Genomic DNA, 14713 nt, shown 5'->3' on the forward strand with positions numbered 1-14713 from the left:
TATTATGTGTTAAAAAAGTTACTAGATAAAAATTAAATATGTATAGTAAGGAGATTTCTATGAAAAAGCTATTATTTATCATATTATCATTTTTCGCTATAACCCTATTAAGTTATAGTAATGCATATGCATACTCAGACCCACCTTCAATAACTGGTAAAAGCGTGGTAGTTATGGATGCTAATACTGGGGCAGTGGTCTATGGGAAAGATGAAAATAAGCCTTATCCACCAGCATCTACAACAAAACTAATGACAGTACTTCTAACTCTAGAAAATTGTGATCTAGATGAAGTTGTAACTGTAGGTGAATTTCCTCCTACCATTGAGGGTTCAAAAATCTATATAGATGTAGGAGAAAAGATGACTGTAGAAGAAATGTTATATTCAGTAATAATGGTTTCTGCAAATGATTGTGCTGCTGCTCTAGCAGAGCATATCTCTGGCTCCATTGAAGAGTTTGCTGTATTAATGAATAAACGCGCAAAGGAACTTGGCTGTAAAAATACCAACTTTGTAAATCCTCATGGACTTTATGATGATAAGCATAGAACTACAGCTTATGATTTAGCTCTTATGGAAAAAGAATTATTAAACCATGAAAAATATATTGAAATATCTAAAACTAAATCTACTTTCTTACAGCCTACAAATATTTTTAAAGAAAAAAGACCTCTTTGGAACGATAATAGACTACTTCACGATGCTTATCAGTGCTATTATCCAGATGCCATTGCTGGTAAAACAGGCTATACTGATGAATCTCGTCATTCTTTTGTAGCTTCTGCTGGTAAAGGTGATAACAAATTTATAATAGCAATATTGTTTGATGAAAATAAAGCCTATTATAATGAAACTCCTAAACTTTTTGATTGGGCCTTTAAAAACTTTTCCACTGAAAAAGCTTTTTCAAAAGGTGAAGAAATAGGTACTTATGAAACTACTAATGGTTCAATTATTCCTTTGTTGGCTGATAAGGACATACTATATACCAAGGATAACAGTTCTAAAGAAAAGCCATCCATAGTAATTAATAAGGATACTCTTAGTAATAAATTTTTTAATAAGGGGGAGCCTATTACCACTGTTGCAGTTAATTATAATAGTCAAAGCTATAGTAGTGAGGTTTTAAGTGGTAGTGATTATGAAGAAGAAGTGCTTCCTGTAGTTGGTAATTTAGTTACTACAGAGGATAACACTATAAGCTATAAAAATCTATTTATGATTATAGGTGGAATAGTTTTAGGAATTATTCTTCTAATATTGGCTATTATATATATTATTAAGAAAAGAAGATTAGCCAAAAAACGAAAAAAACTTTTCTCTTCTTATAATTCATACAAAAATAAATATTAATTTACCAAAATATAAATGGTGCTGCATTATTAACTAATGAAGCACCATTTCTTTATCCTATGACTTCCAACTCTAATACACCTATCTTTTTCAACCTGGGAGTAAAGAGCTACTAGGTCTCCAGCTATGAGTTTTCTACATGGATTGAAGGTTATGTATAAGCTTTGTCATATCCTCTGGAAGAACACTTTCAAAGTTTAATATCTCACCACTTCGAGGATGTGGCAATGTTAGACCATAGGCATGTAGGGCTTGACGCGATATTAATTCTTCATCATTAAAATCACTATAGAGTTGTTCTCCATATATAGGACATCCTACATAGCTTAAGTGTACCCTTATTTGATGGGTTCTTCCAGTCTCTAAGACCAATTCTACTAAAGTTCCCTCTTTATAACTCTCTTTTACCTTGTAATGAGTAATACTTCTTTGACCATCCTCTAAAACTGCTCTTTTTATTGTTTCATTTGTAGGTCTTCCTATAGGTAGGTCTATAGTACCTTGTTGATTTTCAAGGTTTCCATGAATTATAGCTAAATAAGACTTTTTAATTAAATTCTTTTCCATGGATTTTGCTAAATTCATGTGAGAAAATTGATTTTTAGCTATCATAATAAGTCCAGAAGTATCCCTATCTAATCTACTAACTAATCTTACTATAGAATTATCATTATTACTTCTAAAATGATGAATAACTCCATTTGCTAAGGTTCCCATAGGATGACTTTTAGTTGGGTGAACTACCATAAAAGGGGGCTTATCAACTATTAATAGATCATCATCTTCATAAATAACCCTTATGTTTAAATCTTCACCTTCTATATTTTGGGTTTCCTCTGCATTAACTGTAACTTCAATAACATCTTCTTCTTGAAGTTTATAGTTAAGCTTTACTTCTTTACCATTTACTCTTAACCTTCTATCCATAGCTGAACCACGAATGAATCTACCGGAAAGATTTAAATTCTCCTTCATGTAGTCTCTTATCTTCACATCCTGGCCTTCTTTTCCTACCTTATATGTAATAACACTCATCTTCTTGTCACCTCTATTTATAAATATTTAAGCCTCCTTGTGTAGGAGGCTTAATCATATACTTAGTTATTCTACTATTGCTATTACTTCTATTTCTATTAAAGCATCTTTTGGTAACTTACCTGGTTGAACACAAGATCTTGCAGGTGGATTTGCATTGAAATACTTTCCATATATTTCATTCATGGCTGCAAAGTCATTCATATCCTTTATAAATACCATAGTCTTTACAACCTTATCTAAGGATGTACCAGCCTCTTCAAGAATAGCTTTAACATTTTCTAAGCACACAGCTGTAGCCTTTTGTATATCATCATTTACTAATTCTCCAGCTTGGTTTATTGGTAATTGACCTGAAGTGTATAGTAAATTTCCTACCTTAACTGCCTGTGAGTATGGTCCTAAAGCTGCAGGTGCTTTTTCAGTGTTGATTATGATTTTATCCATTTTTTTGCCTCCCCAAATTAAATTATTATATATTATTAGATAATTTTTACCTAGTAATATCAGTTTCTTTTAGTAACTAACAAATAATTTCTAGCTTTAATGGTATCTATATGCATTATTGAGTTTCTAGATAATATATACATTATAGTATCGTCAAAGGATTTTAAAAGAGCTTTATCTAAATCCTCATAGGCTAAAGTTCTTAATTCTTCCACACCTTTAAAATTTCTTGAAGGCTCTATACAATCAGCAATATAAACTATTTTTTCTAATGTAGACATATTTTCTCGTCCTGTTGTATGATATTTTATTGCATTTAAAATATCTTCATCTTCCACATGGAACATTTCCTTTGATATATATGCTCCAATTAAACCATGTAAAAGCTGAGGAGATTTGTAATATATATCTGAAATAATTACTCCATTACTCCTTGCTTTATTAATTAAATCATTGGCAGAAAAATTTTTAGCACAATCATGACAAAGCCCAGCTATTCTACCTTTATTAGGATTTATACCATAATGTTTTGCAAGGTCTTCACTAGTTTTCATTACACCTAAACTATGGTTATATCTCTCCTTGGTAAGATGAATTTTTATATAATCTTTTATTCTATTTTCCTGCCACATACCTTACACCTTATTTCTATATAAATTATATTGATTAATTACCTCCTCTACCCCTTGAGGAAGAAGGTAATTAACCATTTTATCTTCTGAAATTTTCTTTTTAATTTCTGTAGATGATATATCTAAGAGAGACATTTCTAACAAAATTATCTCTTTACCATACTCTGTCTCTAAATCCTTTTTCATTTTTAATACATCATCCATAGCATATCCAGTTCTAGAAAACACAACTAAAGTGCAGTTATCTAATATGATGTGAATATTTTTCCACTGCCTTAAAGTCATTAAACTATCTACTCCAACTAAGAAATACCATTGAGTATAAGGTTCTCTATGGTTAAACTGCATTAGAGTATTATAAGTATAACTTAAACTGTCACTTTTTATCTCAAAATCACTTATAGAGAACTTTTTCTCCCCTTTTATGGCCTGAGAAACCATTTTATACCTAATTTTCTCCTCTGTCACAGCCCTAGCTCTTTTATGTGGTGGTCGACCATTTGGCATAAATATGACTTCATCTAGGCTTAAATTATATAGTGCCTCATAAGCTATATGAATATGTCCTATATGTATAGGATCAAAAGTTCCTCCAAAAATCGCCTTTTTCATGCTATTACCTCTTTAAATTATAATACCATATATGAAGTATTTTACCAACTGTAAATGGGATACTTGTTTAAAAGTTACATATCTTTAAAGGTTTCTAAAACTCAATTAAATGTATATTATTTAGGAAGTTCTATTTTAGGATTTTTCTTGGATTTGCGATATATAACTAATTTACTTCCTATAGCTTGAATTCCTTCACAACCTAATTCTTCACATAAAATTTCTGAAGCTTCTCTTGCTGTAATCCCACTATTATTTAAAGTTTTTATCTTAATTAGCTCTCTTGATTCTAGAGCCCCATCTATCTGCTTAAGAAAGTTTTCTTCTATGCCACCTTTTCCTACTTGGAATATAGGTGCCAATTGACTTCCAAGAGATCTAAGATAGCTTCTTTGTTTTGTTGTTATCATGTTATTTATTTCCCCCTAATTCTATAATAAGAACTCAAATTCAAAATCATTTAATCTTACTAGGTCACCATCTTGTATTCCCATATCCTTTAACTCATCGATAATTCCTTTGTTTCTTAAAACTTTATGGAAGTATCTTAATGAATCTGGCTCATTTACATTTACACTAGTTAATAATCTATCTACAAAGGATCCTGTAATCTCAAATATACCTTCTTCGACTTCATTTATTTCATATGTAAATCTCTTTTCTTCAGGAATAAATTTATCGTCTTCTGAAATCTCTAATTCCTTAACTGGAATTGTACTAAGCATTTCAGCTGCAGCCTTCATAAGATCATCTACACCTTCATTGGTAGCTGCGGATATCTTATATATCTTATCATAGCCCATAGCTTGTAATTCTTTTTTAAAGTTTTCATAAACTTCTTCATCATAGAGCATATCAGATTTATTTGCTGCAATTATCTGTGGTCTATCCCATAGCTTTATGCTATATTTTTTAAGTTCCTCATTAATTCTTTTAAAGTCTTCTATAGGATTTCTTCCTTCAACTCCAGAAATATCAACTACATGAATAAGCATTCTAGTTCTCTCTATATGTCTTAAGAACTCTAATCCTAATCCTACTCCCTCTGCTGCTCCTTCTATGATACCTGGAATATCAGCAATAACAAAAGGTTCTATACCCTTCACTGCCACCACTCCAAGATTTGGTTTTATAGTAGTAAAGTGGTAGTTAGCTATCTTTGGTCTAGCCTTAGATACCATGGATAAAAGTGTTGATTTTCCTACGTTAGGGAATCCTAGAAGTCCTACATCGGCTAAAAGTTTAAGTTCTAGCTTAATCCATCTTTCTTCTCCTGGCATACCTGGCTCTGCAAAGTTTGGTGCCTGTCTTGTAGGAGTACAAAATTTTGCATTTCCTTTTCCGCCTTTTCCACCTTTACATACTACAAATTTATCGCCATCATGAGCTAAGTCACACATAATCTTATCTGTTTCAAAGTCTTTAACTATAGTTCCCATTGGAACTCTGATAATAATATCTTCTCCACCTCTTCCGTAGCATTTAGAGCCTTCACCCTTTCCCCCATTAGGAGCTACGAATTTACGGTGATAAGAAAAATCTAATAGGGTAGTCATATTACTATCTACTACTAATATGACGCTTCCACCATCTCCTCCATCTCCACCATCTGGTCCACCTAGTGGAGCAAACTTTTCTCTTCTAAAATGAATGGAACCATTACCACCATCTCCGGACTGTACAAAAATCTTGGCTGTATCTATAAACATTATTATTTCACCTTCCTAACAAAATATCCTTTGATATTTTTACGAATTAAGTATACGTATATTATTATTATTTACAAAAATAATAATTTTACCTATGTTTTATTTTAAAACTAATTAACACCTAGGGATGTTTTTTTATAACATAGAATAAATAATTGTCCTATGTCATAAAAAAGCACCCTTACGGGTGCTTAATTAACTATTCAGCTATTGCAATTTCTACATCGATTGGATAAACACTAGCTTTTTTCTTGTTTTTACCCACTCTTTCAAATCTTACAACTCCATCAACCTTAGCGAAAAGAGTGTCATCTCCACCGATACCAACGTTTGTACCTGGGTGAATTTTTGTTCCTCTTTGTCTTACAAGGATGTTTCCTGCAAGTACAAATTGTCCGTCTGCACGTTTAACCCCTAATCTCTTAGATTCACTATCTCTACCGTTCTTAGAGCTACCTACTCCTTTTTTATGAGCACATAACTGAAGGTTTATTAGTAACATATCACTGCACCTCCTCTACTACAACTTTGATATATTTTCCATAACTAATTTCTAAATTTTTTAATCCCAATAACATCGTTTCTAGTAGGACTTGTGTACTTTCTATTTCCACATGAGATAACTTAGATACATCTAAAGCTATGTTTCCCTCTTCCGCGATATATGTAGGTTTTAACTTTAGCACCTCTAACACTCCTAAGATTGTTACCTGGGCTAAATTACTTACAGAACCACAAACAACATCATCATAAACAGTTGTATTTTGCTTAACATCAAAATACTCAGCATGCCCATATACATGAAATGATACTAACATGCTTTTTGTTCTTTTGAAAGTTACCTTAATCATAATTAAGCTTCAATCTTCTCAATTACAACTTTAGTAAATGGTTGTCTATGACCTTGTTTCTTTCTGTAGTCTTTCTTTGGCTTATATTTGAAAACTATAACTTTCTTAGCTTTTCCTTGTGCTACTACTTTAGCAACAACTTTAGCTCCTTCAACTACAGGCTTTCCAACTACTAAACCGTCTTCTTTTCCAACTGCTAAAACCTTATCGAATTCTACAGTTGAATCAACTTCAGCTTCAAGTTTTTCAACGAATAAAACGTCTCCCTCTTGAACTCTGTATTGCTTTCCTCCAGTAAGTAAAACTGCGTACATTAAATACACCTCCTCAATCCAGTCTCGCCATCTCAGGTATAACTTACAAATTCTTTACAAAATTTTATAAGTTAGTTTAAAAACCTTATGTGTGCGGTCTACAAATGACATTTTAACACATACGCTGATGATTGTAAAGCAACTTATGGTATTTTTTTATTGATGATTATTATCTCTAATACTGCCATGTTTTTCAAAATTATTACTTACATCTAGTTTTTGCAGAAAATACTTTTAATTCTTCCATAGCTTCAATTTGGCTATGGAAAATTAAAGATTCAGCTTTAAAATTATCTAGATTTTCCTGAAATCTAATAAAAATATCACAGTCTAGCCCATCTAATTTCTCCACAAAGGTTACTATATCATTATTTATTTCATACTCATAGTTTTTATCTAGTTCTATATAGATATTTTTAATTCCCTGCTCTGATTTTATTTTTTTCACTTTACCTTTTAAAATGCTTAATATATATTGTAAAGATACTTTTTCTCCTGTACCTTTACAATGAACACAGGAATTAAAAACATAATCACATATGGATTTGCCATATTTTTTTCTAGTTATCTGAACTAAATTTAATTCTGTAAAAGGATATATCTTAGTATTATGCTTATCATCCTTAAACTCTTCTTGTAGAACTTTTAAGACTTCAGCTTTATCTTCATGAGATTTCATATCTACAAAATCTACTACTATTATCCCACCTAGATTTCTCAGTCTTATCTGTTTTACTACTTCCTTAGCAGCTTCCATGTTAGTTACTAAAATATTTTTTTCCTTTAAAGATGGCTTTATGTTTTTAGCTGTATTTACATCCACCACATTCATGGCTTCAGTGCGCTGTAACACAATGTTACCACCACTGGATAAGTTAATTTTATTATGTCTTAATGCTAAAATTTCTTTTTCTATGCCATAATTATCAAATATTGATAAAGCTCCTTCATAAAAACTTAGATGAAGATTTTCTAAGTGCTTTTCTTTAATTAACTTTTCATAGTAAAGGTAATCTTCATAATTATCAACTACTATCTCAGCTCCACCTTCAGTATAATTTCTTAAGACCCTACTTAGTATCCCATTATCTTTATAGAGAGGTCCTACTTTAGATGAGTAAGTAAACTTATTACATATTTCTTCATATCTATGTATTAACTCACTTATTTCTTCCTTTAAAATGTTTATATCAATATTTTCTGCTTTTGTTCTAATTATTATTCCAACATCCTCAGGTTTTGATATATCTTCTTCTATTAATTCTTTAAAATTTGGTGTTTTAATCTTTTTTGAAATTTCTATATGGCTATGTTCTTTAGTAAGTACTGCATAGGCTCCTGGTAAGGAAAGGTTTCTAGTTACCTTTGGGCCTTTTTTATCTATCTCTTCCTTTACTACCTCTACCATAACTTCATCACCTTTTTTAAGGGTGTTTATATGATGATTTTTTTCTAAGGAAAGATATCCATTTTTTTCATAACCTATATCTACGAAAGCACCATGAATAGAAGGTACTATATTTTTAATTACACCTCTATATATGTCTCCTACCTTAGGGCCTTCTGTATCTTCTTCTATAAAACACTCTTTAAGAATATTACCATATTTTACTGCAACCTTTAATAATGTATTTTGTCTTTCAATGAATATTTTTTTCATTAAATCAACTCCTAGTACTGTGCAAAATACTCTTGAAGTGTAAGTAGTTCTTTCCCTTTAAAGGCATACATTTCTACTCTTTTTATATCAACAAAGGCATCTTCCTTAATTCCCTTTACATGAGTTTTTATAAATTCACTAAGTAAACTTGCTGATAGGTTTTCTCTACTTCCACAACTAAGAAATCCTTCTATAGTTAACATTTTATTATCTATGGAGTACTTTATCTCCTTAACTAAAGGCTTAATATCTGTTTCCTTTTCTCCTGATTTAGATTTCTTTAAAATTGTCCATTGACTTAAATTCATTAAAGAATCCATATCTAGTACAGACTCATCCTGAAGTTTAAAATTTATTATATATTTAGCTGCATCTATGGTAGCCATTGCTTGCTGATTTTTCTGTCCTTCTTTTCTGGCTACTTTGGTAACGGATAAAAATTTAACTCCACCTACTGTATTTTCATTTAAAGTCTTTAGAATTTCCTTTTCATCAACGGCTTCAATAAACACTGCATCTAAGTATTCTCCTGTAGAATATACCCCTACTGATAGGGGTTGTGCTATAGATATGCTCATATGAGGATTAAACCCTTTAGAATACTCTATTGGTAGTTTTGCTCTTCTTATAACTCTTTGTATAGTTCTCATTAAATCTAAATGAGATAAAAACTTTATTTCACTTTCTTTAGTGTATTTTATTAAATAACGCACCATGAAAGCACTCCTTTTCCTTAAAGCTAGTATTGATCCCACATCCTGTACATCTCTCTCTACAGTCTGGTGTTAAAACCATTTCTTTAGCTTTTTCATTTTCACTTATTAGATAGCTTTTACTTACTCCTATATCAATGAAGTCCCATGGTAAGATTTCATCATAACTTCTTTCTCTATAAGCATAGAATTCTCCATCTATCCCACATTCTTCAAAAGCTTCTTGCCACAATTCAAAGTTGAAGTACTCGTTCCAACCATCAAATCTAGCGCCCTTTTCAAAGGCCTTTACTAGAACATCACAAAGTTTTCTATCCCCTCTTGCAAATACTGCTTCTAGGTAGCTAAGTGCTGATTCATGCCAATTGTAGTTAATAGCCTTACTTTTTATAGCGTCTCTAAGACTTGATATTTTTTCTCTCACTTCAGCCACTTGATTCATTGGAGCCCATTGGAAAGGTGTAAATGGCTTTGGTACTAATATAGAAGTACTTACTGTAACTCTTAAGCCCCTCTTTCTTACATCCCTAGGTACATGGAAGTATTCCTCTACTACCTTTTCTGCTAAGTGTGCAATTCCTTCTACGTCTTCTACGGTTTCGTAAGGAAGTCCTATAACAAAGTATAGCTTTATAGTTGACCAACCTGATTCAAAGGCATTTCTAGCAGATCTTAATAAATCTTCTTCTGTTACACCTTTGTTTATTACATCTCTCATCCTTTGAGTTCCAGCTTCTGGAGCAAAGGTTAATCCTGTCTTTCTTACCTTTTGTATCTCCTTTATTAAATCTACAGAGAAGGCATCTATTCTAATTGATGGTATAGATACTCCTATTTTTTCTTCTCCATACTTTTCAATTAAAGAAAATATTAAGTTTTGGATATTAGAGTAGTCACAAATACTTAAGGAACTTAGAGAAATCTCCTGATAACCTGTGTTTTTTACAAGAACATCGATTTCTTCCATAAGCTTTTCTGTGGTTTTTTCTCTAACTGGTCTGTATATCATTCCTGCTTGGCAGAATCTACATCCTCTTGTACATCCTCTAAAGGTTTCAATAACTATTCTATCATGAATAATTTCTGTATAAGGAACTATGAATTTTTCTGGAGAATTGTTAGCATTAAAATCTGAAATTATTCTCTTTTTAACAGTTTTAGGTACATCCTCATACTTTGGAGTCATGTCCTTAATAGTGCCATCTTCATTGTAATTTACGTCATAAAGGGATGGTACATAAACTCCTTGAATCTTTGAAATTGCTCTTAGATATTCAGCCTTTGATTTACCCTTCATTTCCTTATAAACATCTAAAACATCATGGGTAACTTCTTCTCCTTCTCCTAATATGAAAACATCAGCTATATCATATAAAGGCTCAGGATTGTAGGCGCAAGGACCTCCCATCATGATGATAGGATATTCTTCTCCCCTTTTTGAAGCTCTAACTGGTATATTACACATATCTAACATATTTAAGATATTAGTATAGCTCATTTCATATTGAAGAGTGAATCCTAAAATATCAAATTCACTAAGGGAATCCTTAGTTTCAAGAGTTCCTAGTGGAATGTTATTTTCTCTTAGTAGTTTTTCCATATCTGGCCAAGGTGCAAAGCATCTTTCACAGAAGGTATCCTCTCTTTCATTCATAAGATGATATAGTATTTTTGTTCCTAAGTGGGACATTGCCACTTCATAAACATCTGGGAAACAAAAAGCATATCTAATATCTACACTGTTTTTATTTTTATTATATGAGTTTAATTCTCCACCTATATATCTAGCTGGTTTCTCAACTCTATACAAAATATCGTCGGAAATTTTATTCATTGAGTATCCTCCTTAAGTTAATTCAACTTAGCTTCAGAAGATTTTACATCCGCTGAAGCTAAGTTTCATTTTAGCACAACTATATAATATTTCAAGTAACTATACTATTTTTCATAGCTTTCTAGAAGTTCTTCAAGAGTTATATTTCCCAATTCCTTAATTCCATTTAATATATCCTCTTCATATAAAACCCCTATCATGTTCATTTCATCATCAAGTACAGTAAATACATTATACTTGTTTTTATCTATTAATTCTATTAATTGTAATATATTTATTTTGTAATAAACAGAAATACTTTTATTTTCTAGGTATCCTCTACCTATTAGCTTTTCCTTTTTTTTGATGATATATCCCATTATTATATAAGCTATCCTCCCTTTTTCCTTATAGGAAATCATTAATATAAATATAGAAAAAAATGCAAAATCTAAAACCAGTTGCTCCATGCATAATCCCATTAAAAAGATTGCTCCAAATATATATCCTATTACTATACTTATATTTAGCGCAATCTTATTAGCTTTTTTATATATGAGCTTAATATTAAGAATATCTCTTAATATACGACCTCCATCTAAAGGAAATGCTGGTATAAGATTAAATATACCTATAACTAAATTATAATTGCAAAATTCAATAAAACTAGAATTAGAAAAATATCTGCCTAAAAAATAACTAGTTAAAGCAATTAAAAAATTCCCTATAGGACCACTTAAGGATATAATAATATCTTCCTTAGGAGTTGCCTCTTCTAGCTCCTTTAATTTTAAAGTAGTACCTATTGGTAATATATCTATAGAAAATCCTGAATAACCTAAAATTCTTGCTGTTATTAAATGAATGATTTCATGGATGATTATGATTATAAAACCTATAATTAACTCACTTTTAAATCCTATAATCAATATTAAAATTATATAGGGTATTAAGTATTTGCTTATTCGTATCAATGATTTCCCCCTAATAATCTTGCTATATCATAGTTTCAAAATTAAAGCATTTCTCTGGGTTTAAAATATTTCCCATATAAAATACTTCTATACTTAATATATTGCCTTCATCTCCCTTTACTGTACCAATAACTTCTCCTGTATCAACAGAATCTCCAATTTTAACTTTGCTACCGCTTAGTCCATAATATTTCATCTCAATACCGTCACCATAGTCTAGGATTAAAGTAATTTCTTTTCCTTCAGTAATACTCTTTACCTTTCCTGGAAAGGACGCTTTTATATCACTTGCACTAGTTAATCTTAAAGAAAGTCTATTATCTTTTATAGTAATTTGATTTTTATCCTTTATGATTATGGGGTTTACATAATTTTCTTTTATATAATTTTCTTTCTTTTCTTCAAAATTAACCATAGACTTTACTTCATTAAAAACTTCAGTAATTTTTTCTTCCTTAAATATATCCAATATACTTTCCTCTTTAAATGCTTGGACTATATTCTCCATAGTTATATTTTTTTCCTTCAATAAACCATTATTTATAATTGCTATACTCTTGTCATATACCTTATTAACGTAACTGTTAGAATATGTTCTAGCTAAAAATAGTCCAGCTATAAGAACTAGAACTATTACGCATTGAATAATCAATATATTGGCAAAGCCTTTCCCAAAAATGTTTAAATAAATGGGGAAGGTATTTCTTCTACTATTTAATTTATAGTTACTACCTCTAGTACTATTTCCACTATATTTTGTAGGTTTATACTCACTAGTTCCTGATTGTTTTCTCATATTAGAATAATATTTTTGATAATATTCATTATAAATTCCCATAAAATATCCCCCCATAATTTATTATTACTAATTTATATATATTAAAAAAAAGTAACTTTATGATGGGTATAAAAATTTATTTTCATCAAAGCCTAATAAAAAAGACTGTCTCAGTATATGCCAATCCTAAAGTAATGTTAATAATGGACTTATATAAAGTACAAATTCAACATTTTAAAAAGATTAACAAATTGTCTTGAGACAGCTTCTTTTATTTAATATTATTATTAATTTTATTATCTGTTTTTTAAAGCCTTCATGAATACTTCTGCTGTACCTATATTAGTTGCAAGAGGTATACAGTGAACATCTGAGAGTCTTATAAGGGCTGTTACATCAGGTTCATGGGGTTGAGCTGTAAGAGGATCTCTTAAAAAAATTATCATATCCATATTTCCTTCTGCAAGTCTTGCTCCTATTTGTTGGTCGCCACCTAAGGGTCCTGATAAAAATCTATATATAGGAAGACCAACTATTTCATTTATAAGTTTTCCTGTAGTGCCTGTAGCATAAAGTTCATGATCCTTTAGCACATCCTTATATCTTTTAGCAAAATCAATAATGTCATCCTTCTTTTTATCATGTGCAACCAATGCAACTCTCATTTAAATCACTCCTAAAAATTAATTTTATTCTTTCTCATACCTATATTTAAAACTAACCCTAAAGATATAAAATAAGTTAACATAGAACTCCCACCATAACTAACAAAAGGTAATGTTATACCTGATATAGGAAGTAATCCAATGGTCATCCCGATATTTTGAATTATTGAAAATAGTATAGATGCTATTACACCTACCACTATAATACCTCCAGCTATATCTTTTGAGTTCTTTGCTATATTTATAAGTTTGCATAGAAGTATTCCATATAACATCATAAGTACTAGCGCTCCAACTAATCCCCATTCTTCACCTAATACAGCAAAGATAAAGTCTGTATGGTTTTCTGGTACAAACTTATATTGCTTCCCATTCATAAATCCCATACCAAATATTCCACCAGAACCTATGGCTATTTTAGATTGAATTAACTGCATTCCTTCTGTTTGTGCATAGTCTTCAGGGTTAATAACTGCTAAAAACCTTGCTCTCCAATAGAAGGGCATAATCTCAGACCTCCATATTCCTACAACTGCCAATACCACTGCGGAAAGACCTCCAACTATGATCTTCCAATTTAAGTTTGCTACAATTACAATTCCCAACATTATAAAAAATGAAACCATGGTAAGCCCCATATCTGGCTGTATTACAATGAGTATCATTGGAATAGCTGCATACATGGCTATTTTAGAAAATGTTTTTATATTATTTATATCACCTTCAGCATCCTCTATAACCTTTGCAACCATAAGGATCATACCAATTTTTGCAAACTCTCCAGGCTGAATAGCTCTATTTCCCAAACTAATCCATGCATTAGCTCCATTTACCGCTTTACCAGTTATATCATTAAAAAGCAAAAGTATAACCGCTGCCCAATATATAACAGGTGCATAATTTAATATTTGCACATAGTCTAAAGTTAATATGAAGTATATAGTTATCATACCCACAATCATCCAAGCAAATTGAAGCATGGCATATTTAGCTCCAATGGCAGAGTAAATATTAACTATACCAAAGGCTACGATTAAAAATACTACAATTAAAATACTAAAATCTATATTTTTAATTAACTTATCATTAATTTTAAATTTCTCTAATAATTTATTCATTTGCATCTCCCTCCATACCTGTTCCTATTATATCATA

General features: G+C 30.8%; 17 protein-coding genes. 1 reads left to right on the forward strand and 16 read right to left on the reverse strand.

Features of this window, described 5'->3' with window-relative positions:
* Positions 1-59 precede the first annotated feature (59 nt).
* Positions 60-1355, forward strand: a complete 1296-nt coding sequence (locus tag B3J31_RS06355) for a D-alanyl-D-alanine carboxypeptidase family protein (RefSeq protein WP_346867858.1) — start codon at positions 60-62, stop codon at positions 1353-1355.
* 135 nt (positions 1356-1490) lie between these two features.
* Here the strand turns inward: B3J31_RS06355 and B3J31_RS06360 are convergent, their stop codons facing one another.
* The 16 genes from B3J31_RS06360 to rodA all read right to left on the reverse strand — a co-directional run bounded on the left by B3J31_RS06360 (position 1491) and on the right by rodA (position 14676).
* Positions 1491-2390 carry an RluA family pseudouridine synthase gene (locus tag B3J31_RS06360; RefSeq protein WP_150843803.1) on the reverse strand — a complete coding sequence of 300 codons (900 nt, stop codon included), beginning with the start codon at positions 2388-2390 and terminating at the stop codon, positions 1491-1493.
* Between the two features lie 66 nt (positions 2391-2456).
* The gene (locus B3J31_RS06365) at positions 2457-2837 is read right to left on the reverse strand and encodes a Rid family detoxifying hydrolase (RefSeq protein WP_150843804.1); all 381 of its coding nucleotides are present in this window, start codon (positions 2835-2837) and stop codon (positions 2457-2459) included.
* Between the two features lie 59 nt (positions 2838-2896).
* On the reverse strand, positions 2897-3469 hold the full coding sequence (gene yqeK, locus B3J31_RS06370; protein ID WP_150843805.1) for a bis(5'-nucleosyl)-tetraphosphatase (symmetrical) YqeK: 573 nt from the start codon (positions 3467-3469) through the stop codon (positions 2897-2899).
* A 3-nt stretch (positions 3470-3472) separates the two neighbouring features.
* Complete coding sequence (gene nadD, locus B3J31_RS06375; protein ID WP_150843806.1) at positions 3473-4081, reverse strand: nicotinate-nucleotide adenylyltransferase; 609 nt, start codon at positions 4079-4081, stop codon at positions 3473-3475.
* Between the two features lie 116 nt (positions 4082-4197).
* On the reverse strand, positions 4198-4491 hold the full coding sequence (gene yhbY / locus B3J31_RS06380) for a ribosome assembly RNA-binding protein YhbY (RefSeq protein WP_035128811.1): 294 nt from the start codon (positions 4489-4491) through the stop codon (positions 4198-4200).
* A 21-nt stretch (positions 4492-4512) separates the two neighbouring features.
* The gene (obgE, locus tag B3J31_RS06385) at positions 4513-5790 is read right to left on the reverse strand and encodes a GTPase ObgE (RefSeq protein ID WP_346867857.1); all 1278 of its coding nucleotides are present in this window, start codon (positions 5788-5790) and stop codon (positions 4513-4515) included.
* A 199-nt stretch (positions 5791-5989) separates the two neighbouring features.
* Entirely contained in the window at positions 5990-6292 is a 303-nt protein-coding gene (gene rpmA, locus B3J31_RS06390; protein ID WP_150843808.1) for a 50S ribosomal protein L27, read from the reverse strand.
* Between the two features lies 1 nt (position 6293).
* The gene (locus B3J31_RS06395) at positions 6294-6641 is read right to left on the reverse strand and encodes a ribosomal-processing cysteine protease Prp (RefSeq protein WP_150843809.1); all 348 of its coding nucleotides are present in this window, start codon (positions 6639-6641) and stop codon (positions 6294-6296) included.
* A 2-nt stretch (positions 6642-6643) separates the two neighbouring features.
* On the reverse strand, positions 6644-6955 hold the full coding sequence (rplU, locus tag B3J31_RS06400) for a 50S ribosomal protein L21 (RefSeq protein WP_035128800.1): 312 nt from the start codon (positions 6953-6955) through the stop codon (positions 6644-6646).
* Between the two features lie 202 nt (positions 6956-7157).
* Positions 7158-8615, reverse strand: a complete 1458-nt coding sequence (locus B3J31_RS06405) for an Rne/Rng family ribonuclease (protein ID WP_346867856.1) — start codon at positions 8613-8615, stop codon at positions 7158-7160.
* 11 nt (positions 8616-8626) lie between these two features.
* Positions 8627-9328: a TIGR03936 family radical SAM-associated protein gene (locus B3J31_RS06410; protein WP_346867877.1), complete on the reverse strand. Its 702-nt coding sequence runs from the start codon at positions 9326-9328 to the stop codon at positions 8627-8629.
* Positions 9303-11162, reverse strand: coding sequence for a TIGR03960 family B12-binding radical SAM protein (locus B3J31_RS06415; RefSeq protein WP_346873794.1), 1860 nt, complete (start codon positions 11160-11162; stop codon positions 9303-9305). Before B3J31_RS06415 ends, B3J31_RS06410 begins: the two co-directional genes overlap by 26 nt.
* A gap of 104 nt (positions 11163-11266) precedes the next feature.
* Positions 11267-12115, reverse strand: a complete 849-nt coding sequence (locus B3J31_RS06420; protein WP_346867854.1) for a site-2 protease family protein — start codon at positions 12113-12115, stop codon at positions 11267-11269.
* 22 nt (positions 12116-12137) lie between these two features.
* Positions 12138-12953: a M23 family metallopeptidase gene (locus B3J31_RS06425; protein WP_346867853.1), complete on the reverse strand. Its 816-nt coding sequence runs from the start codon at positions 12951-12953 to the stop codon at positions 12138-12140.
* A gap of 236 nt (positions 12954-13189) precedes the next feature.
* The gene (mgsA, locus tag B3J31_RS06430) at positions 13190-13558 is read right to left on the reverse strand and encodes a methylglyoxal synthase (RefSeq protein WP_035128787.1); all 369 of its coding nucleotides are present in this window, start codon (positions 13556-13558) and stop codon (positions 13190-13192) included.
* Between the two features lie 11 nt (positions 13559-13569).
* Positions 13570-14676, reverse strand: coding sequence for a rod shape-determining protein RodA (gene rodA / locus B3J31_RS06435; protein WP_346867852.1), 1107 nt, complete (start codon positions 14674-14676; stop codon positions 13570-13572).
* Positions 14677-14713: the final 37 nt, after the last annotated feature.

It is taken from the genome of Clostridium sp. UBA5988 (assembly GCF_002435615.1).
GTDB classification, from domain to species: domain Bacteria; phylum Bacillota; class Clostridia; order Clostridiales; family Clostridiaceae; genus Clostridium_J; species Clostridium_J sulfidigenes.